This window comes from Nitrincola alkalisediminis, from assembly GCF_009821115.1.
In the GTDB taxonomy this organism is placed as follows: domain Bacteria; phylum Pseudomonadota; class Gammaproteobacteria; order Pseudomonadales; family Balneatricaceae; genus Nitrincola; species Nitrincola alkalisediminis.
The window spans coordinates 239,751-261,543 of the sequence record NZ_VYTY01000005.1 but is presented as its reverse complement, the minus strand read 5'-3'; the positions used below and the strand labels follow the sequence as shown (position 1 = coordinate 261,543).

Annotated in this window: 19 protein-coding genes; 6 read left to right on the top strand and 13 right to left on the bottom strand. The window is 47.2% G+C overall.

The window, feature by feature from the left end; genetic code table 11:
* Positions 1 to 42: 42 nt before the first annotated feature.
* Positions 43 to 1,923 carry a phosphomethylpyrimidine synthase ThiC gene (gene thiC / locus F5971_RS10230; RefSeq protein ID WP_193494910.1) on the top strand — a complete coding sequence of 627 codons (1,881 nt, stop codon included), beginning with the start codon at positions 43 to 45 and terminating at the stop codon, positions 1,921 to 1,923.
* A gap of 33 nt (positions 1,924 to 1,956) precedes the next feature.
* Here thiC and F5971_RS10225 read toward each other — a convergent pair whose 3' ends face one another.
* The 6 genes from F5971_RS10225 to hisB form a co-directional block, all read right to left on the bottom strand.
* Complete coding sequence (locus F5971_RS10225; protein WP_193494909.1) at positions 1,957 to 3,363, bottom strand: GGDEF domain-containing protein; 1,407 nt, start codon at positions 3,361 to 3,363, stop codon at positions 1,957 to 1,959.
* 64 nt (positions 3,364 to 3,427) lie between these two features.
* Positions 3,428 to 4,186, bottom strand: coding sequence for a substrate-binding periplasmic protein (locus F5971_RS10220; RefSeq protein WP_081763944.1), 759 nt, complete (start codon positions 4,184 to 4,186; stop codon positions 3,428 to 3,430).
* 44 nt (positions 4,187 to 4,230) lie between these two features.
* Positions 4,231 to 5,004 carry an imidazole glycerol phosphate synthase subunit HisF gene (hisF, locus tag F5971_RS10215; RefSeq protein WP_036514393.1) on the bottom strand — a complete coding sequence of 258 codons (774 nt, stop codon included), beginning with the start codon at positions 5,002 to 5,004 and terminating at the stop codon, positions 4,231 to 4,233.
* 9 nt (positions 5,005 to 5,013) lie between these two features.
* A complete protein-coding gene (hisA, locus tag F5971_RS10210) occupies positions 5,014 to 5,754 on the bottom strand; it encodes a 1-(5-phosphoribosyl)-5-[(5-phosphoribosylamino)methylideneamino]imidazole-4-carboxamide isomerase (protein WP_036514392.1) in 741 nt (246 codons plus the stop codon).
* A 49-nt stretch (positions 5,755 to 5,803) separates the two neighbouring features.
* On the bottom strand, positions 5,804 to 6,451 hold the full coding sequence (gene hisH, locus F5971_RS10205) for an imidazole glycerol phosphate synthase subunit HisH (RefSeq protein ID WP_193494908.1): 648 nt from the start codon (positions 6,449 to 6,451) through the stop codon (positions 5,804 to 5,806).
* A gap of 2 nt (positions 6,452 to 6,453) precedes the next feature.
* Complete coding sequence (hisB, locus tag F5971_RS10200; protein WP_036514390.1) at positions 6,454 to 7,047, bottom strand: imidazoleglycerol-phosphate dehydratase HisB; 594 nt, start codon at positions 7,045 to 7,047, stop codon at positions 6,454 to 6,456.
* A gap of 139 nt (positions 7,048 to 7,186) precedes the next feature.
* Between hisB and F5971_RS10195 the strand changes: the two genes are divergently transcribed.
* The 3 genes from F5971_RS10195 to F5971_RS10185 all read left to right on the top strand — a co-directional run bounded on the left by F5971_RS10195 (position 7,187) and on the right by F5971_RS10185 (position 10,757).
* The gene (locus F5971_RS10195; protein WP_193494907.1) at positions 7,187 to 9,313 is read left to right on the top strand and encodes an AsmA family protein; all 2,127 of its coding nucleotides are present in this window, start codon (positions 7,187 to 7,189) and stop codon (positions 9,311 to 9,313) included.
* The gene (mutY, locus tag F5971_RS10190) at positions 9,314 to 10,321 is read left to right on the top strand and encodes an A/G-specific adenine glycosylase (protein WP_193494906.1); all 1,008 of its coding nucleotides are present in this window, start codon (positions 9,314 to 9,316) and stop codon (positions 10,319 to 10,321) included.
* 145 nt (positions 10,322 to 10,466) lie between these two features.
* Complete coding sequence (locus tag F5971_RS10185) at positions 10,467 to 10,757, top strand: oxidative damage protection protein (RefSeq protein ID WP_193494905.1); 291 nt, start codon at positions 10,467 to 10,469, stop codon at positions 10,755 to 10,757.
* A gap of 70 nt (positions 10,758 to 10,827) precedes the next feature.
* Here the strand turns inward: F5971_RS10185 and F5971_RS10180 are convergent, their stop codons facing one another.
* The 6 genes from F5971_RS10180 to F5971_RS10155 all read right to left on the bottom strand — a co-directional run bounded on the left by F5971_RS10180 (position 10,828) and on the right by F5971_RS10155 (position 17,191).
* Positions 10,828 to 11,655 (bottom strand): ABC transporter permease subunit, encoded by an 828-nt coding sequence (locus F5971_RS10180; RefSeq protein ID WP_036514379.1) that lies wholly within the window; start codon positions 11,653 to 11,655, stop codon positions 10,828 to 10,830.
* Positions 11,648 to 12,562 carry an ABC transporter permease subunit gene (locus tag F5971_RS10175; RefSeq protein ID WP_193494904.1) on the bottom strand — a complete coding sequence of 305 codons (915 nt, stop codon included), beginning with the start codon at positions 12,560 to 12,562 and terminating at the stop codon, positions 11,648 to 11,650. Before F5971_RS10175 ends, F5971_RS10180 begins: the two co-directional genes overlap by 8 nt.
* A gap of 18 nt (positions 12,563 to 12,580) precedes the next feature.
* A complete protein-coding gene (gene potA / locus F5971_RS10170; RefSeq protein WP_223116309.1) occupies positions 12,581 to 13,723 on the bottom strand; it encodes a polyamine ABC transporter ATP-binding protein in 1,143 nt (380 codons plus the stop codon).
* 73 nt (positions 13,724 to 13,796) lie between these two features.
* Complete coding sequence (locus tag F5971_RS10165) at positions 13,797 to 14,900, bottom strand: polyamine ABC transporter substrate-binding protein (protein WP_193494903.1); 1,104 nt, start codon at positions 14,898 to 14,900, stop codon at positions 13,797 to 13,799.
* A gap of 115 nt (positions 14,901 to 15,015) precedes the next feature.
* Positions 15,016 to 16,362 (bottom strand): glutamine synthetase family protein, encoded by a 1,347-nt coding sequence (locus F5971_RS10160; RefSeq protein ID WP_193494902.1) that lies wholly within the window; start codon positions 16,360 to 16,362, stop codon positions 15,016 to 15,018.
* 28 nt (positions 16,363 to 16,390) lie between these two features.
* A complete protein-coding gene (locus tag F5971_RS10155) occupies positions 16,391 to 17,191 on the bottom strand; it encodes a gamma-glutamyl-gamma-aminobutyrate hydrolase family protein (protein WP_036514371.1) in 801 nt (266 codons plus the stop codon).
* A 283-nt stretch (positions 17,192 to 17,474) separates the two neighbouring features.
* Between F5971_RS10155 and F5971_RS10150 the strand changes: the two genes are divergently transcribed.
* Together F5971_RS10150 and F5971_RS10145 are read left to right on the top strand one after the other, a co-directional pair.
* Entirely contained in the window at positions 17,475 to 18,839 is a 1,365-nt protein-coding gene (locus tag F5971_RS10150; protein ID WP_193494901.1) for a glutamine synthetase family protein, read from the top strand.
* Between the two features lie 63 nt (positions 18,840 to 18,902).
* On the top strand, positions 18,903 to 20,198 hold the full coding sequence (locus F5971_RS10145; RefSeq protein WP_193494900.1) for an NAD(P)/FAD-dependent oxidoreductase: 1,296 nt from the start codon (positions 18,903 to 18,905) through the stop codon (positions 20,196 to 20,198).
* A gap of 48 nt (positions 20,199 to 20,246) precedes the next feature.
* On the opposite strand, the gene F5971_RS10140 is transcribed toward F5971_RS10145, so the two are convergent.
* A complete protein-coding gene (locus F5971_RS10140) occupies positions 20,247 to 21,746 on the bottom strand; it encodes an aldehyde dehydrogenase (RefSeq protein WP_193494899.1) in 1,500 nt (499 codons plus the stop codon).
* Between the last annotated feature and the right edge of the window lie 47 nt (positions 21,747 to 21,793).

Sequence of the window (21,793 nt, the reverse complement as noted above, 5' to 3'; positions counted from 1 at the left end):
CAGCCATTCACGCATATACTAACAAGGATAAGGACTTTTTCTATGCTTAACCCAAATGCTCGCCTTAATCAAACAGCGCAAGTTGATACGCAGTCTGTTCAACCCTTTCCGAACTCACGTAAGGTCTATATCAAAGGAGAGCGTCCCGATATTTTGGTGCCCATGCGTGAAATTACGTTAGCGGATACACCAACAGAGCAGGGGGTCGAAAAAAATCCGCCCTTGTACGTCTATGACACCTCTGGACCTTATACCGATCCTGAAGTCACCATCGATGTGCGCAAGGGGTTAGCGCCACTGCGCGATGCTTGGATTCAAGAACGAGAGGATACAGAGCAGCTTTCTCAACTCAGCTCTGAATATGGCCGCACACGTGAAGCCGACTTGCGTTTGGACGAGCTCAGATTCGAACTAAAAAGAAAACCTAGGCGCGCCAAAGCTGGCAAGAATGTTACCCAGTTGCACTATGCTCGCAAAGGTATCATCACTCCTGAAATGGAGTTCATTGCCATACGTGAAAATATGCGGGTTGCTAAAGCACATGCCGAAGAGCCCTTGTTATCGTTACAACACCCTGGCCATAGTTTTGGCGCTAAACTCCCAGAAAACATTACACCCGAATTTGTACGGCAAGAAGTAGCAGCAGGGCGGGCTATTATCCCCTGTAACATCAACCACCCTGAGTTAGAACCCATGATCATTGGTCGCAACTTTTTGGTGAAGATCAATGGCAATATAGGCAACTCCGCCCTTAGCTCTTCTATTGAAGAGGAAGTTGAGAAAATGACGTGGGGAACACGTTGGGGGGCCGATACAATTATGGACTTATCCACAGGTAAAAACATACACGAGACGCGTGAGTGGATCATTCGTAACTCACCTGTTCCAATCGGCACAGTCCCGATTTATCAAGCTCTGGAAAAAGTAAACGGTATTGCGGAAGATTTAAACTGGGACGTATTTAAAGACACGCTGATTGAACAAGCAGAACAAGGTGTCGACTACTTTACCATTCATGCAGGTGTATTATTACGGTACGTTCCTCTCACCGCTAAGCGCATGACAGGTATCGTGTCTAGAGGCGGCTCCATCATGGCAAAATGGTGTCTTGCTCATCACGAAGAAAACTTCTTATACACGCATTTCGAAGAAATATGTGAAATCTGTAAAGCCTATGATGTTGCCTTTTCCTTAGGTGATGGCCTTCGCCCTGGCTCTGTGTATGATGCCAATGATGCGGCACAATTTGCAGAATTGGAAACCTTAGGAGAACTCACCAAAATTGCGTGGAAGCACGATGTTCAGGTCATGATCGAAGGCCCAGGTCATGTTCCTATGCACATGATTAAAGAAAATATGGATAAACAGTTGGAAAGCTGCCACGAAGCCCCTTTTTATACACTAGGGCCTTTAACAACCGATATTGCTCCTGGATATGATCATATTACCTCAGGCATAGGGGCCGCTATGATTGGTTGGTACGGCTGTGCAATGCTCTGCTACGTCACACCGAAGGAGCACTTAGGCCTTCCGAATAAAGACGACGTCAAAACCGGTATTATTACCTATAAGATTGCCGCTCATGCAGCGGACTTAGCGAAAGGTCATCCCGGTGCCCAAATCAGAGACAACGCCATGTCAAAGGCGCGCTTTGAGTTCCGCTGGGAAGATCAATTTAATATCGGATTGGATCCCGACACAGCCCGAGCCTTCCATGATGAAACCTTACCCAAGGAATCTGCGAAAGTGGCTCATTTTTGTTCGATGTGTGGACCCAAGTTTTGCTCTATGAAAATCTCGCAAGAGATTCGAGCCTTAGACGATCAGCAAGTCGCCATGATGCAAGACTCGGTCAAACAGGGTATGCAAGAAAAGTCAGAGGAATTCAAAGAAACAGGCTCACAGCTGTACCATAAGGCCTAATTAAGACGAAGGTTAGGGTGCTCGCCTGAGCCTCTAGCCTTCGCAAACACAATTGCGTCCAGCCGCTTTGGCTTGATACAGTGCTTGATCCGCTGTCTTCAACAAAATGTCGGCAGCATCGTTAGCATCAACAATTTGATACACAAAACCGATGCTGACCGTCATTTGAATTGAAACACTCGCATCATTTTCCAAGTAAATAACCCTTTGGCTGCATTCTTCTCGTATCGCCTCAGCAATTCTCCACACATCAGAGTGAGTAATCTCCGGTAAGATCAAGGTAAACTCCTCACCACCGAACCTCGCAGCTAACTCACCTGTGCGCTGGCTATAGCCCTTTATCACCTGAGCAATGACTTTCAAACAATGATCACCAACTTGATGTCCATATTGATCATTTAAACGTTTGAAATGATCAATATCGATCATCAACAACGCAATTGCGTGCTGGTGTCGCATAGCTCTATTCATTTCCTCTTGCAAGGCTTCATCTAAATACCGACGATTCGCCAAACCTGTCAGCCCATCTATACGCGATAAATTTTCCAACTCTTGGTTGGTCTTTTGCATACGGAAGACCAAGCCCGAGTAATCCTCAATCGATTCTCGAATCGTATCCAACTCTTTAAAAAAAAGCGGCTTTAATATAATGGTTTGATTGCCTTGCTGCTCAATTGCTTTCAAGCCAGCAACCAAGGACTGTATCGGTCTAAGCAACGTATTCTTGAAAATAAAAAATAAAAATAAGAATAAAAGAACAACAATACTCATGAAAACAATCGAATATTGCGTAATACGCTCTATGTCTTTGCCAATATCTGTCGCCAAGGTTTGCGCTTTCAACGCGGCATCTGAGTTTAAATAGGTAGACACACGTTCCAATCTGGCTTTTGTATCAATCAACATCCAGTCCAACTGTCGATTTAGATCCGAAATAAATAAAATACGTTGTTCAATCTCTTCGAAGGATGAAAGAGATGTTAACTCGTCAAAGGCACTGGGCATTTGACCTTCACGAATCTCTCGCTGAGGCAGAGCTGATAGTAGCCCACGAACCTTAATAACCGTTGGCTCATGATATGCGCTTAAGACTTGTATCGCTTCATTCTGCAACGTGCGTTGTAATTGACGAATACTCGCGATTTCACGAATATCATGGAGGATGTTACTGGCTTCTGACGCCAAAAATGGATCGTTCTCAAATAAAAAACTATGAATCAATACTTGAGACTCTAAACGATAGTTACGTTCTAGGTTTCCATTTTGTACCCAATAAATTAAATCGATGTAAGAGCGGATTTGTTCAATTTTTAGTAAATTATTATGAGTATGCACTAGCTCAGGTAAAAGCTCTTGGCTGGTTTCTTGAGTCTTAGCCGTGATACCTCGTAACAATCCCAAGGAAAAACCGACACTCACCAAGAATATTACGACAAACACCAACGAAGCAACCAAAACGGTTACAGATAATTTGGGTCGAATAGCTGGCCGCTTAAGAGGCATATCAGTAAATACTGAAGGGTATGTACTTGCGATTTATTTGATCGTATTGACCAGTGAATCGAATTTTTTTCAGCCCCTCATTAACTGCTAAAAGCAGTTCTGGATGATTTTTGCGTACAGCTATATGCGCATAATCCACGAGTAGCTCATTGACTAGGGGTTCTGAAATAAAGTCAAAATTCTCACCATCGGCCGACTGTAAGAAGTGAAGCTGACTAATACTGTTCGACAATACGAGATCAACCTCTCCCTTGATTAGGGCATCAATGGCCTCGTCATGACTATTCAAAAGGTGAATATTTTCATGAGGGTAGTTAGCGACTAAGTACTGCGATTGCAGAGTGTCTTTCCCTGTGGCAATTCGCAGATGCTTTAAGTCATCATAATGCTTCTTCGAATGCAGTTTTGGATCACCGACAAAAACCGAATGGGCTCTATAATAGTAGTCTGAAAAATCAGCGGACTTCTCGCGTTCGGGTGTCTTGCCCATACTGGCTATGATTAATTCATAATCACCTGCAACCAAGCCTGTGAGTATTTCAGACCACTCGACCAACACCATTTCACACTCAACCCCCATGGCCGCACACAGCGCATGCGTGATGTCTATGTCGAAGCCAACCACTTGGCCTGAGTCATCCACGTAACTGAACGGTGGGTAGTTTCCTTCAATCGCCACTCTTAGGGGGGCTGCAACAAGTGACACAGATATAAATAACAACATCCACATGAATAGGATTTTTCTTTTTATTCTTCTCATGTATGCCGCACCTCTATGCGCTCTATTGTCTCAATCCAAGAGTATCATAAACGCATTTCAATGCCACGCGCTTGCATGTACCGCTTCGCTTCAGGAATTGTGTATTCATTAAAGTGAAAGATAGAGGCCGCCAATACAGCATCCGCTTTCCCAATCAAGACACCATCGACTAAATGGTCTAAGTTGCCGACCCCACCCGAGGCAATCACCGGCACATGAACAGCCTCACTGATCGCACGCGTGACGCCTAGATCAAACCCAGACTTCATGCCGTCTTGATCCATGGAGGTGAGTAATATTTCACCCGCACCCAAGTTGACCATGTTTTGCGCCCAAGCTACCGCATCTAACCCTGTTGGCTTGCGTCCACCATGGGTGAAAATCTCCCAACGATCCTCTTCGCCCGGCAACGAGACTTTTTTGGCATCAATCGCGACCACTATACACTGTGAACCAAACCGTGATGCGGCCTCGGCAACAAACTCAGGGTTGAAAACGGCGGCCGTATTAATCGATACTTTATCGGCACCCGCATTGAGCATACGACGGATATCTTCACAGGTCCGAATGCCGCCACCAACCGTTAAGGGGATAAACACTTCCGATGCCATACGCTCAACGGTGTGCACGGTTGTTTCACGTCCCTCGTGGCTCGCGGTGATATCAAGAAAGGTGATTTCATCAGCGCCTTGCTGTTCGTAACGCCTCGCGATTTCCACTGGATCGCCCGCATCACGGATGTCTAGAAACTTAACGCCCTTAACAACACGCCCATTTTCAACATCTAAACACGGGATGATTCGCTTTGCCAGACCCATATCTGCTCCTTAAGCACCACAGAGTTGATCACTAAGCGCTTGTGCCTGCGCCACATCCAACGTACCTTCGTAGATGGCGCGTCCCGTAATCGCACCCAGAATCCCTTGATCTGCTACGGCCGCTAAACGACGTATGTCTTCAATATCTGTGACACCACCTGATGCAATCACAGGAATGCCAGCATACTGCGCCAGAGCAACCGTTGCCTCGACGTTCACGCCTTGCATCATGCCATCACGACTGATATCGGTATACACAATGGACGATACACCGTCATCTTTAAACTGTTTAGCTAAATCCGTGGCCTTAACCGACGATATTTCGGCCCAACCATCGGTTGCGACAAAGCCGTCTTGAGCATCGAGTCCAACAATGATGTGGCCAGGGAAGGCTTTACACATGTCTGTGACAAAGCTCGGCTCCTTCACTGCCTTGGTTCCAATAATGACATAGCTGACACCTGCCTTCAGGTAGGACTCGATAATCTCCGCATTGCGAATCCCCCCGCCAATCTGAATCGGTAAATCAGGAAAAGCTCGAGCGATTTCATTCACGATCTCGCCATTGATAGGCTCCCCTGCAAATGCGCCATTCAGATCAACCAAATGAAGACGGCGACATCCGGCTTCAACCCACTTTGCAGCCATTTCTACCGGGTTATCCGAAAACACTGTCGAGTCATCCATACGCCCTTGACGCAAGCGCACACATTTTCCGTCTTTTAGATCAATCGCAGGTATTATTAACATGTCGTTATCCAATAAAAGCTAAGAGTAAGGGTCAAAGAGCCTAGAGGCTTTAGGGTTGCCCTTGCCAATTTAAAAAGTTCTTCAGTAACTGCAAACCCGCATGTTGACTTTTTTCGGGATGGAACTGCACCGCAAAGACATTTTTATGCGCCAGCGCGACATCAAACGGAACACCGTATTCGCAGGTTGCCGCCACACGCTCAGCTTGTGCCAACTTCACATAATAACTGTGCACAAAGTAAAAGCGGCTACGATCATCAATTCCCTGCCACAGTGGATGGTCAATTGTTTGAGTAACTTGGTTCCAGCCCATATGAGGCACTTTGAGCGGTGTGTTATCTTGATCTAACAGAGTATCACCAAAGAAATTCACACGTCCTGGAAACTCACCCAAGCAGTCCACTCCGCCATTTTCTTCAGAAAAGTCCATCAATGCTTGGAAACCAACACAAATCCCTAAAAAGGGTTTGCCCGATTTGATTGCTTCCGCCACTTCGACATCAACACCTAAGCGACGAATTTCAGCCATGCAGTCACGAATCGCACCGACACCAGGAAGCAGTACTCGGTCGGCGTCTCTGACTTGCTGAGGATCAGCGGTTACTCGGACTTCAACACCCGGCTGTACATGCTCTAGGGCTTTGGCAACCGAGTGCAAATTGCCCATGCCATAATCTATGACCGCGATACTGCTCATCTTTACAGACACCCTTTGGTTGATGGCATCATACCAATCGCCCTTGGATCTTCTTCCAGTGCCATGCGCAGTGCACGACCAAAGGCTTTAAAGATCGTTTCTGCCTGATGGTGGCTATTTTTACCTTTGAGGTTATCAATATGCAGTGTGACTTGAGCATGATTGACAAACCCATGGAAAAACTCACTGAACAGATCGACATCCAAGCTACCAATACGTCCGCGTGTGAATTCAACGTTCATGTCCAATCCAGGGCGTCCAGAAAAGTCGATGACGACACGTGATAAGGCTTCATCAAGAGGAACATACGCATGACCATAACGACGAATGCCAGTTTTATCACCGACGGCCTGCTTGAATGCTTGCCCCAGTGTAATGCCGATATCTTCGACGGTATGGTGATCGTCAATATGTAAATCGCCAACCGCATGTATATTGAGGTCGATCAATCCATGACGCGCGATTTGATCCATCATATGATCGAGAAAGGGAACGCCTGTATCCGACTCGAATTTACCGGTACCGTCCAGGTTGATACTGACCGTAATCTGGGTTTCCAGTGTATTACGTGTGACACTGGCTGTACGCTGCGCCATGAGTTTCTCCGCAAACTATTTAACATTTCCTGCTATTATACAGGCATCTGAGTAACAACGGCAGATCATCTGGTCGATAGTCGTTGAGTAATCGCCTACAGAAGGTCACGAAACCTTAACAAACGGTCAGGGAATTTCAATGAGACGTATTTCTAAAATTGTGCTTGGTGTATTAGCGCTCCTCATCACACTGATGGCACTTGCGCTTTTTTACGTGACATCCGTATTTAATCCAAACGATTTTAAATCAGACATCCAACAATGGGTGTTTGATAAAGCCGGGATTGAGCTCAGGATCGAGCAGGACATTGAATGGTCCTTATACCCTTGGTTAGGCATAAAACTGAACGCTCTGACCATTAAGTATCCCAATAAACCAACTCTGGCCTCTATCGATAACGCACAGGCCTCCCTCGACTTAATCGCATTATTATCTAAACGGATTGAAGTGGATGCTATTTTACTAGATGGCCTGCGCATATCCTTATACACGGACACAGATGGTATCTCCAACTGGGATGCCGCCAGCCCTGATGCCGACACACCTCAAACGGTGGACGCACACGTATCGAATCCATCAGAGAGTGAACTGAACCCGTTTTCAATTCAAACTTTTACACTGAAGAATGCGGATATACGCTACGAAAATGCTCTCGACAACACCCTAATTGAGCTTTCACATATTCAACTCAAAACCGGTGTGATTGCACATAACACTCCGACCAACATCGATTTCGAAACGAGCATTCAATACTTTAAAGAGCGCCAACGTCTTTTTAAAGGTCAAAGCCAATTGAGTGGGCAGGTTCGCCTTTCACCCACCTTCAATGAGATTACAATCCTTCCATTTTCCATGTTTCTTGAGGCGCACGACCAACCGAACCGATCCACCCCTCTTCGTCTAGACCTAACAGGAGAGTTCAAGCTGAATCGTGAGGTGGAGCAATTACAGCTTACGAATCTAATCGCAAATATCGAAAACCTATCCCTCCGTGCCGAGCTGGATATTAACAATTTCAGCGAGTTTGACGTCGTTGGAAAAATCGCGTCTGACCCTTTTGACCTAAAACACTTTCTAAATACCATCGGTATTGATACCCCTCAAACGACCAATCCTCAAGCGTTACGCACTGTGCAATTTGATGCTCAATTAAAAGGTACACCGGCGCACTGGCATCTATCGCCCCTGAATATTGGTATCGATACTCATACATGGACTGGCTTGGCCTCCTTTGAAACAGCAACGGCACAGCCTCACCTGGAGCTATCAACGCCGAGGCTAAATCTGAATGATTACTTGCCGGCACCAACCGATCAGAGCTCTCAGCCGAGCACGGCAAGCACCGAAATTCACGAACCCGCTGTGATTTTTAACCCAGATGATCTACGCGCGCTGAATCTGAGTGCCAATATTGGGGTAACGGAGCTGAAATACGATCAATATTTACTGCACAACCTGCGTTTCAATATGCAAGCGCAAAACGGCAATATTGAGGTTAAACAGCTCGATGTTGATGTTTTTGGTGGGCGTATTCGCAATCAGGTGAGCCTTAATGTTAACCAAACGCCTGCAACCATCGCACTCAAAAATAGCGTTTCGGAGCTTAACTTAGAAACAGTGCTCTTAACACTGGCCGATACCAACACGTTAACCGGAGCCTTAAGTGCTTCTGCAAACCTCACAGCACGCGGTCATACGACACAACAATGGCTGAACACCTTATCGGGCAAAGCGGATGTTCGCTTAGTGGATGGTGTCATTCAAGGCATCGATATGGCGCAAACCCTGTGCCAAGGTATTCAATCAGCCCTTGCCCTTGGTATAAATCCCGTTCAGGTGGATCGATCAACGCCATTTGCGAACATGGGCGGAACATTTGATCTAAACCAAGGCGTTGTTTCGAATAATGACCTACGCGCGTCTATGGATGCGATGCAACTCGCAGGGTCGGGCACTGTTAACTTACCTCAGCAAGCGCTGGACTATCGATTGGGCTTCAAGGTAACGGAAAACTTGTTTAAGCAAACCTGCTCAGTTAACAATCGTTTAGAGGGCCTTGAGTTGCCTATTCTGTGCTCAGGTCGTTTCGATACCCCACCAGCCGATATGTGCAAGCCCGACACGCGCGTTTTCACGCAACTCTTGCGACAGGAGTTGCAACGTAAAGTTGAAGAAAAGCTGGGAGGCCAAGTCGAAGAGAAGCTGATTGAACGCTTGGGTGGGGATGAAGGAACACGTAATTTAATACGAGGATTAATCCGTTAAATGTTATCGTCTGAAGCCTTTAGCCAAGCCGTGCTCAACTGGTTTGATGAACACGGCCGCCATGATTTGCCCTGGCAAACGAACAAGTCACCCTATTATACCTGGGTGTCTGAAATCATGTTGCAGCAAACGCAAGTGAGCACAGTCATTCCTTACTTTCTTCGCTTTACCGACACTTTTCCGGATGTACATGCATTGGCCAAGGCACCTCTGGATCAGGTTTTGCATCTGTGGACAGGGTTGGGCTATTACGCTCGAGCCCGAAATATGCACAAAACAGCGCAGATCCTGAGTCAAGAGCGCGACGGCGTTTTTCCTAGCACGCTGGATGAAATGGAAGCACTGCCCGGCATTGGACGCTCGACAGCGGGTGCGATTCTTTCAATATCCATGGGTGTACGTGCCCCAATTTTAGACGGGAATGTCAAACGTGTGCTAGCACGCTTCTATGCGATTGATGAATGGCCAGGCACCCCAAACGTTCAGGCCGCGCTTTGGAAATATGCCGACCATAACACGCCTGAACATCGTGTTGGTGACTACACCCAAGCAATGATGGATCTGGGTGCAACCCTATGCCGACGGTCAAAACCAGCCTGCCTTCTGTGTCCCATCCAATCCGATTGCCAAGCCTATGCCTTAGGTCGTACACATGAACTGCCTAAAGCCCGACCCAAAAAGCATAAACCGCTTAAAACCACCATTATGCTTATACACATGAATGAACCGGGCGAAGTATGGTTGGAGCAACGTCCCACCAAAGGTATTTGGGGTGGACTCTGGAGTTTGCCTGAGTCAGAGGAGTTACCCAATACGCTACTTAAATGTTTACCCGTCATTAAACATAGTTTTAGTCATTATGATTTGGAAATTACGCCAGCGCTTGTCAAGACACCGGAATACTTTCGAATTGAAGAAGCTAAGGGCCTTTGGTACAACTTAGATCAGCCTCAACAGTCACTTGGTTTGGCCGCTCCCGTGAAAAAGCTACTGGCTAGCCTTAGATAGCGAGTCCAGCACTTTTGCCTAGAGAGTACTTTAACCTGAATCATGCTTGAACCTAGAGAGCAGGTTAAACTGGCGAGTATTTAAAACCTGTATACTCGCTGTTTGCTTCTGTACTATACGCCCATCATTCGAGTTGGAGAGCACTATGAGTCGCCAGATTTTTTGTTGTAAGTATCAAAAGGAAATGGAAGGACTGGATCGCGCACCTTTTCCAGGTCCCGTAGGTCAGCGCATTTTTGACAGTGTATCCAAGCAGGCATGGCAAGAGTGGACCGCGCATCAAACCATGTTGATTAATGAAAAGCACTTAAACATGATGGATGCGCAAAACCGTAAGTACCTGCAGGAACAGATGGATAAGTTCTTAACCGGAGATGATTACGAGAAAGCAGAAGGCTACGTCCCGCCTAGTGAAGCATCGTCTGGCAAAGACTAGCGTGACATGTAATCGCTAGAGTTAGATTCGCGCTGTCATGCGTTACCTTAACAGCGCGAATCAAAACCAATTATTCCTGAACAGGCTGGCGGCGTTTTTCTTCCGCCCGACGCATCCAGAACCACGCCAAGAACGCCACGATTGAAACGGCTAAAATAATCAAGGTTGCCAAGGCATTGATCTTGGGCGATACACCTAAGCGAACCGATGAAAACACCACCATGGGCAGTGTGGTCGCACCTGGCCCTGACACAAAGCTCGCAATCACCAAATCATCCAGTGACAAAGTGAACGCTAACAGCCAACCAGAGATCAGGGCAGGGGCAATCATCGGTAAGGTGATCAGGAAAAAGGTTTTGAAGGGGGTTGCGCCCAAATCCATGGCTGCCTCTTCAATCGACAAATCCAACTCCCGTAAGCGGGATGACACGACAACGGCAACATAGGCACTGCAGAAGGTCGTATGTGCAATCCAAATCGTCGCCATACCTCGATCTGCAGGCCATCCAACCACCTGCGCCATATGCACAAAGAGCAACAGGAGCGATAGCCCTGTGATCACTTCAGGCATAACCAAAGGTGCCGTTATCATACTCGACAGCATTGTACGCCCACGAAAGCGACTGAAGCGCGTCATCACAAAGGCGGCAAGCGTCCCTAAGCATACGGCCATAGATGCTGAATAAAATGCGATACGCAAACTCATCCACACTGCTGAAAGGAGTTGTTGGTCGCGAAACAGCTCAGCATACCAGTGAGTCGAAAATCCAGCCCAAACCGTTACCAGCCGTGATGAGTTAAATGAATAAATCACCAAAATGATCATCGGCACGTATAAAAATAACAAGCCAAGAATCAGCATGAGCGTCGAAAACCGAATTTTTAGGAGCTTAGCCATTCTTTTCCAACTCCTTTGACTGATAGCGGTGGAACAGCGTAATGGGGATGATCAATAGAAGTAACATCACAATCGCTAAAGCCGATGCCACCGGCCAGTCACGGTTATTGAAAAACTCCTCCCACAGGACTTTACCAATCATAAGTGTATCTGGACCGCCCAACAGCTCAGGGATCACAAACTCTCCTACGGCAGGGATAAACACCAACATAGAGCCTGCAATAATGCCGCCCTTCGACAGGGGTAAGGTAATTTTCCAGAAGGTGTTCAATGTTCGCGAGCCTAAATCTGAAGCCGCCTCAAGCAAACTGGTATCCAGCTTTACCAAATTTGCATACAAAGGCAGAATCATGAAGGGCAGGTAGGCATAGACAATACCGAGGACAACCGCGAAATTGGTATTCATCATCCGCAAGGGTTCTTTAATGACCCCGAGCCAAAGCAAGAAGTTGTTCAATAAACCCTGATTACCCAAAATACCCATCCAAGCATACACACGAATGAGAAAAGAGGTCCAAGACGGCAGCATAATCAGCAACAGCAATACTAGCTGCAACTGGAGCGGTGCTCTGGCAATGGCATAGGCCATCGGATAGCCAATCAATAGACACACCAGGGTTGATATAAACGCAATTTTCACTGAGCCCCAATACGCCGCAACATATAAGCTATCGGATGCTAAAAACAGGTAGTTCCCAAAATTTAAAACAATATTTAAGGTTTCATTGATATAACTAAAAACAGGTTGATAGGGCGGTACTGCAATAAGCGCAGACGAAAAACTAATCTTAAGCACCAGTGCAAAAGGCAATAAGAAAAAAAGTAATAGCCAAATAAATGGGATACCAAAGACCACCGTTCTTCCACTGGGAAGCTTAGACCGCAGCTTACTTAATACTTCAGGCATACATCCTCCGCAGAATCATCACTGCCATAGCACCATTGGACTATCAGCTTCCCAATACACATAGACCTGATCATCCCAAGTTGGGCGCTCACCGCGTCTTTCGGTATTCGCCATACTGGCTTGCACGAGCTTACCTGAAGGCAGTTTCACGTAATACACCGATATTCCACCTAGGTAAGCGATATCATGAACAATACCTTGCGCACAGTTCTGTGAGGTATCCTCCGGTGCATCTGCGCTCACAAGTGTTTTCTCAGGGCGCAAGGCCACCAGTGCTTGCATGGTTTCAGCAGGAGTCGTCACACCGCGATCAATAAACACGGGGGCCGGAAAGTCTGCGCACGAAAGTGACAAACTGTCAGATTCATCCTCAAGTATCGATCCTTCAAAAATATTCACACTGCCAATAAACTCCGCAATCATACGACTGTTTGGGCTCTCGTAAATATCCACAGGCGAGCCCACCTGCGCAATCCAACCCTCAGACATAATGGCAATACGATTGGCCATGGTCATAGCTTCTTCTTGATCATGGGTAACAAGAACACAGGTCACGCCGACCTTCTCAAGAATATCCACAACCTCTAACTGCATTTCAGTACGCAGTTTTTTATCCAGAGCCCCCATCGGCTCGTCTAACAGCAAGAGCTTGGGGCGCTTTGCCAAGGATCTCGCCAAGGCAACTCGCTGACGTTGACCACCCGATAGCTGAGCAGGTTTTCGCCGTGCATATTTTTCCATTTTTACAAGCTTCAGCATTTCATTGACACGTTGCTGAATCTCGCTTTTGGGCATTTTGTCTTGTTTCAAACCAAACGCTATGTTTTGCTCCACCGTCATATGTGGAAACAAGGCATAGGACTGAAACATCATATTAATCGGGCGCTCATAGGGAGGTAGATGTGTAATATCGCGACCATCCAGTATCAATTTTCCGTCACTCGGTTTTTCAAAACCCGCCAACATCCTCAACAAGGTTGACTTACCCGATCCAGATCCACCCAACAGTGCAAAAATTTCGCCTTTTTTAATGTCGATGCTGACATTGTCTACGGCCAACACATCATCAAAATACTTACTGATGCCTTGAATCTGCAGCAGTACTTCAGATTCCATATTTTCCGCCATGGCTTTTTTTAAGGCTCCCACTGCTCCTGGCATTGGACGCTACTCCCTAATCAGAGAAAAACAGAAAACGTCCGCTGGTGCGTATCAACCAGCGGACGTCAGTTGATTAACGGCCAGATTTAACTCGATTCCAGCTACGTGTAATCACACGTTGCGTATCTAGTGGACGTTCTTTGGCAATAAACAGTTTTTTCATGACGTCATCAGATGGATAGATGGAGTCATCCCCAAGAATTTCTGGGTCAACAAACTCATCCGCGGCTTTGTTAGGGTTCGCGTACATTACATAATTGGTGATGTCGGCAACGATTTCAGGCTCTAGGATGAAGTTAATAAAGGCATGCGCATTGTCATAGTTTGGTGCTCCTTTTGGAATTACCATCATATCAAACCACAAGGCAGCACCTTCTTTAGGGATGCTGTACTCAATCACCACACCATTATCAGCTTCATCAGCACGATCTGCGGCCTGCAAAATATCACCCGAGTAACCCGCCGCCACACAGATATCACCATTGGCAAGATCAGAAATGTAACGAGACGAGTGGAAGTAAGTGATGTGAGGCTGCACAGCACTGATCACGTCCGCACCTTTATTGATGTCGGCCGCATCGTTGCTGGTTGGATCGAGCCCCAAATACGCCATGGCGGCTGAAATCATCTCATCACCCGAGTCCAACATGGTAATGCCGCAACCACCAGCGGCCAACTTCGCCGTCACTTCTGGATCAAACAGCAATGCCCAAGAATCAGTGGGCGCATCTTCCCCTAAAATCGCTTCGATACGGTCAACATTGTACCCAAAGCCATTGGTGCCCCACATATACGGGATTGAGTAAGTGCTGCCAGGGTCAACCGCCTCTAGCTGTGCCATCAAATCTGGATTCAGATTGTCTTTATTCGTTAGTTTCGAATGATCAATCGCCTGAATGGCTTCTGCTTTTATATACTTAGTGACGTAATGGTTAGACGGCATCGCCAAATCGTAACCGGACCGACCCGATAACAACTTACTCTCTAACACCTCGTTGCTATCATAGACATCATAAATAACCTTAATGCCCGTTGCGGCTTCAAACTTTTCGATGGTGTCTTCGGCGATATAATCTGACCAGTTATACACACGAACTTCTTTAGCCTGAACGGCGGTTGCACCCATGGCAACGGCTACGGATGCTGCTAACACACTGAGTTTATACTGTTTAATCATGTCTTAACCTCAAATTCGAAAGTGGCGGCGAAAATGGCGGGGCATTTTCATCACTTTTATGTGTTTTTAAAATAGCTTTTTACATCTTTTTCAAAAAAACGTCGTTACTCACAGACTAAACGCTTAACAACAAAAACTCACGCTCCCAGGAGCTAATGACTTGTTTGAAGTTTTCATGCTCAACGCGTTTCACCGCGATGTAGCCCTGCACAAAATGACTGCCGAGATACTCTTCAACTATTTTACAGTTTTCCATACGCTCTAATGCAGCCTCTATGGTGATAGGAAGGCGTAGGTTTCTGCGCTCGTAAGCTCTTCCTTGCACAGGTGCTGACGGGTTGGTTTTCTTAACCATACCCAAATACCCGCAAAGCAAGCTGGCCGCAATCGCTAAATAGGCATTGGCATCCGCGCCCGGCAAGCGATTTTCCACTCGACGGTTTTGCGCATCCGAATCCGGAACACGAAGCCCACAGGTTCGATTTTCTAAACCCCACTCAACATTCACTGGTGCCGAAGTGTCCGGTAAAAATCGACGAAAAGAGTTCACATTCGGAGCTAACAGGGGCAGAACTTCTGGTATGTACTTTTGCAAACCACCGATATGATGCAAAAACAACTGACTCATGGTGCCATCTTCATTGGAGAATACGGATTTACCCGTCTTTAAGTCCACGACACTTTGGTGCAAATGCATAGCACTGCCCGGTTCATTTGAAATAGGCTTCGCCATGAAGGTAGCAGCAACGTTATGCTTTAAAGCCGCTTCACGCATCGTGCGCTTGAAAACAAAGACATGATCAGCAATGGCTAAGGGGTCACCGTGACGGAAATTAATTTCCATTTGCGCGGTTCCTTCTTCATGGATCAGTGTATCAATTTCAAGCCCCTGCGCCTCGCACCAGTCGTACATATCCTCGAATAAAGGATCAAATTCGTTGGCAGCATCAATCGAAAAAGACTGACGACCCGTTTCCTGTCGACCAGAGCGTCCAATTGGCGGTTGTAAGGGTAAATCGGGATCTTCACAACGCTTCGTTAAATAAAATTCCATTTCGGGCGACACGATCGGCTTCCAACCCTGCTCTTCATACAACCGGAGTACGCGCTTTAATAGGTTGCGAGGTGAAAGGTCTATCGGATTACCAACACGGTCATAACAATCATGAATGACCTGTGCCGTAGGCTCCTGCGCCCAGGGAATCAAAAAAATGGCGTCTGGATCAGGATGACAGATCATATCGATATCGGCGGGATCCAAAAGCGAGTAATACACATCATCATCAACAAAATCGCCTGTTACGGTTTGCAACAGGATACTTTCGGGCAAACGCATACCCTTTTCCGCAATAAACTTGGAAACGGGCGCAATTTTACCTCTAGCAATACCATTAATATCGCTGACAACACATTCAATTTCAGTAATATTGTGTTCTTTTAGCCAGCTTTCTAGGTCTTTCATAACGAACCTGTGTTATTGAGTTAATGTCTCAGTTTGTACGGGATACTTGGCGAGCTCGGCAGGCATCACCAAATGCTTTAAATATAGCGCGATAGAACGGAAAGTCACCCACTTGATCTTTTTCTGGATGCCATTGCCATTCTGGATGCCACTGTACCGCTAACGCAAAGGCTTTTGCATGATCAACCGAAAATGCTTCAACTAAACCATCCTCAGCTTTCGCTTCAATACTCAGCCCTGGCGCCAACTGGTCAACACCTTGACCGTGCAAGGAGTTGACTCGAACCTGACTAGACTCAGGCCAAATCGAGGCCAGTAAACCACCTTTTACGATTTCAATCGAGTGGGCTAAGGCGTTGTATTGTTGATCAATGCTGGCCTGTTTATCTTCACGATGATCAATATACTCTTCAAGATCATGCACTTTTTGATGAAGTGTGCCGCCCAACGCGACATTCATCTCCTGAAAACCACGGCAAATCCCCAATACAGGCACGCCAGCATCAATGGCTGCACGGATCAAGGGTAAAGTTGTGGCATCACGCTTAGGATCATGCTCCGAATCGGCGGCACTGGGCGCTCCTTGATAATGGTGCGGCTCTATATTCGACGGTGAACCCGTTAATAAAAGGCCGTCCAATAACGCGACGATCTGCTCGATAGGTAAGTCATCCCCTAGAGCGGGAATGACCATAGGCATTCCACCCGCACCTTGAGCAACCGATTGCACATATTTTTCACCGACAATAAAAAAGGGATGTTTTCCAGGCAACCATTGGCTACAGGCATTCACCCCTATCAACGGGCGTTTCGCGATACTCGTGCTCATTTTAAACAACCTGACTTTTCAGCTATATGACACATCATAAATGACTTACCTAATTATCTTACGTTTTAACGTTCCTGTGAGCGCTTATCAAGCCTTTAGGCAGGTTATACGCAAGTTTTTTAACACTTGCCTTAACAAGGGGCAAGAAAAGTACGCAAGCCCTAAAAGCGGGCATTTCAACGACTTATTGACAGATGTCTCATTATAGAATTTACTCCATATGAACTCTGTTAGGTCATCCATTCATACCAGAGAAAAAACAACAGCAAAAAAGGTTACCCTTATGGGCTCAGATTTAGAAAACGCCAAAACCTTTGTGCAGGCGCATCCTGAACTTCAATTTGTCGATTTGCTGATTGCCGATATGAACGGCATTGTTCGTGGCAAACGCGTTGATCCCAGTGCTATTGAAAAAGTATTCGAGAAAGGCGTCGCACTGCCTGCCTCAATTTTCGCACTCAACATTCAAGGCACCACCGTAGAAGAAACCGGCTTAGGACTGGAAATAGGGGAGGCTGACCGTATTTGCTTACCCATTCCAGACACGCTCAGCATGGAACCTTGGCAGAAGCGCCCAACCGCGCAGCTGTTAATGACCATGTATGAGCTGGATAGGCAGACACCCTTCTTTGCCGACCCACGCGTGGTTCTGCAACGCGTGGTTAAGCGCTTTGAGGAGTTAGAGCTGACGCCTGTCACCGCCTTCGAATTAGAGTTCTACTTAATTGATCAGGAAAACCTGTCAGGCCGACCACAGCCCCCGAAATCACCCACATCCGGTAAGCGTCCTGCCAGTGTGCAAGTCTATTCAATTGATGATTTAGATGAGTATGCTGACTTTCTCGCCGATGTCTTAGATGCCGCACATGAACAATCCATTCCGGCTGATGCACTTGTCGCCGAATCCGCTCCAGGGCAATTCGAAGTCAATCTGCATCACGTCGATGATCCCGTTAAAGCGTGCGATCACGCAACACTGCTGAAGCGCTTAGTAAAGAACATGGCCTACGACCATGAAATGGACACCACCTTCATGGCCAAGCCATATCATGACCAATCCGGCAGTGGCATGCATGTGCATGTCAGCTTGGTTGATAAGGATGGAAAAAATATTTTCGCCGGTGACCCTGAACAACCCAATGATATGTTGCGCTGGGCGATTGGTGGCCTACTGGCAACCATGAATGATGCCATGGCTGTTCTCTGCCCAAATATCAATTCGTATCGTCGCTTCAGCCCGGAATATTACGTGGCCAGCGCACCGACTTGGGGCGTGGATAACCGGACAGCTGCATTACGCTTGCCAGGAGGCGATCCAGAGGCATTGCGTATCGAGCACCGAATCGCAGGAGCTGATGCCAATCCCTACTTGCTGATGGCCGCTGTTTTATCTGGGATACATTTTGGCATTACCCATAAAATCGAGCCACCGCCTATGACCGTTGGCAATGCGCATGAACAACATGAGCCTTCCTTGGTCAACAATCTACGTGATGCGTTGCGTGAGTTTGAAGACTCTCCGGTTATGCTTGAGTATCTTGGCTATAAGTTCATGCAAATCTTTGTTGCCTGCAAAGAAAATGAACTCACCGAGTTCGAACACACCATCTCTGATCTCGAATACCTTTGGTATTTACACACAGTTTAATCCGCAAAAAGGGTTTAAGCTCAGGTACACTTGGGCTTAAACCTGATAATCTTGGGAAGTTTTATGTCCAACTTTCAAGAACACACCGCCTCATGGTACGCCGCGTCTCGCAAACATCATCAAACTTGGCCGAAGCTTGAAGGTCACCACGACACCCAAATTTGCGTTATGGGTGGCGGTTATACGGGGATCAATACAGCAATCGAGTTAGCTGAACGTGGCTTTAAGGTCATATTGCTAGAGGCCAACCGCCTAGGTTGGGGAGCGTCTGGTCGTAATGGCGGTGAACTGATTCGTGGCATCGGCCATTCTCTTGACCAGTTCACCAACTGTATTGGACAAGAGGGCGTCTTAGCCCTAAAAAAAATGGGGTTCGAGGCTCTGGAAATTGTCAAAAACCGGATTAGCCAGTACCAAATTGAGTGTGATTTACACCTAGGCTATGCCGATCTAGCCACCCATCATCGACATTTAGCGGATCTTGATAATGAACTAGAGGAGTTAACGCAACTCGGCTACCCTCATTCTATCAAGCGCCTTGATGTTCACGAACTCAAACGCGAAGTCGTTAACTCTTCCTTTTACACGGGCGCACTGCTTGATGAAGGCAGCGGACATCTGCACCCACTCAATTTACTGCTGGGTGAAGCCGTCATTGCAGATCAGCTGGGTGTGCAGATATATGAGCAATCCGAAGTCCTGCGAATTGAAAAGGGTGATCGTCCTCGCGTTATGACCCGTGAGGGCGTTGTCATCTGCGATCAACTCATATTAGGTGCGAACGCCTACCTCAACCCAGAGCTTGATCACTGGCTTGGCGGCAAAATACTGCCCGCAGGAAGTTATTTAATCGCAACTGAGCCGCTTGATCCCGCCTTATGCGAATCCCTGATGCCCAAGCGCCGAGCTGTCGCCGATATGCGCACAGCCTTGGACTACTATCGCATCAGTGCCGATCACCGCCTCATTTTTGGTGGACTCTGTACCTATACGGGTAAGGATCCAAAAAATATTGCTGAAGCCCTCAAGCCCAATATCCAACGCGTATTTCCTCAGCTTGAGCCACTCACAATTGCTTACCAATGGGGAGGGATGATCGGTATTGGAGCGAACCGTCTGCCGCAAATCGGCCAACTGCCCGACTGCCCGTCGATTTTTTATGCACAAGCCTACGCGGGCCACGGTGTCAATGCGACACATCTAGCCGCAAAACTTTTAGCGGAGAAAATATCAGGACAAAGCGAGCGTTTTGATTGGTTTGCGAAGGTGCCGCATATGACGTTTCCCGGTGGGCGCCGACTGAGAGCCCCCTTACTGGCCGCTGGCATGCTCTGGCATAAATTGAAAGATGCCTTTTAAAACCAATGAGGTGGGGCTCAGATGAGCCCCTAATCGTTGCTCGTGCGTTTACGCCAGCTCAATCCACGTCGCTTTTAACTCCGTGTACTTATCAAAGGCATGTAAGGATTTATCCCGGCCATTACCGGATTGCTTAAAACCACCAAAGGGCGCTGTCATGTCACCACCGTCATAGTGATTGATCCAGACACTGCCCGCCCGAAGAGCTTTAGCCGTTTTGTGCGCTTTATTAATATCGGATGTCCATACGGCAGCCGCAAGCCCAAAAATCGTATCATTGGCAATGCGTACCGCTTCTTCCGGGGTATTAAAGCTAATGACAGATAACACAGGACCAAATATTTCTTCAGCAGCGATTTTCATCTCATTGTGGACATTATCAAACACCGTGGGTTCTACATAAAATCCACCGGTTTCTGGCAGCACCTGCTTGCCACCTTGAGCAAGCGTCGCCCCCTCTTGCTGCCCAGAGTCAATGTAGGACAATATACGCTGTAACTGATCTTGATCCACGATGGCACCACAACGGGTTTGCGGATCAAGCGGGTGACCTGGCTGCCAGCGCTTTAACGCAGCGATAACTCGGCTGACAAACTCATCTTTAATACTGGCCTCAACCAATAGACGCGAGCCCGCTGTGCAAACCTCACCTTGGTTATAGGCGATCGCGGACGCCGCTTCAGCTGCCGCCTTATCTAAATCAGGAGCATCGGCAAAAACAATATTTGGACTTTTACCGCCAGCCTCTAACCATACGCGTTTCATGTTTGATTGACCGGCATAAACCATCAATTGCTTTGCAACACCTGTTGAGCCAGTAAAGACTAAACAATCCACATCCATGTGCAGCGCCAACGCCTTACCCACAGTGTGACCATAACCTGGCAAAACATTGAAGACCCCTTCAGGAATCCCTGCTTCAGTGGCCAAAGCGGCCAAACGTAGGGCGCTTAAGGGGGATTTTTCTGAAGGCTTTAATATAACGGAATTGCCCGTTGCCAAGGCGGGTGCGAGTTTCCACGCAGCCATAATTAATGGGAAGTTCCAGGGCACGATCGCCGCAACAACCCCTATCGGCTCCCGGGTAATCATACCAATTTGATTGTGGGCGGTGGGTGCTAGCTCGTCATACACCTTGTCGATGGCCTCAGCTGTCCAGCTAATTGCACGCGCCGTCGCTGGGATATCGCCTCGCAGTGCATGGTTAATTGGCTTACCCATATCCAAGGTTTCCAAAAGCGCCAGCTCATTGCGATGTTCAAGCACCAGCTCGACAAATTTAAGCAACACTTGCTTGCGTTTAGCCGGCGCCATCCGACTCCAAACACCTGACTCAAAGGCCTGACGAGCCACACTCACCGCCAAATCCGCATCATCTTGATCGCAGCTAGCGACTTGAGCGAGTAAACGCCCATCTATAGGACTAAAACAGTCAAATGTCTTACCACTCACCGCAGGCTGATAGCGGCCTTGAATAAATGCCTGGCCTTGAATCGTGAGTGTCAGTGCCATTTCTTGCCATTGTTCACGCGTTTCAGGAGTTGACATAGGTACCTCAATTATCCTCAATCGTTGATTCGGATCACCAAAGCAAG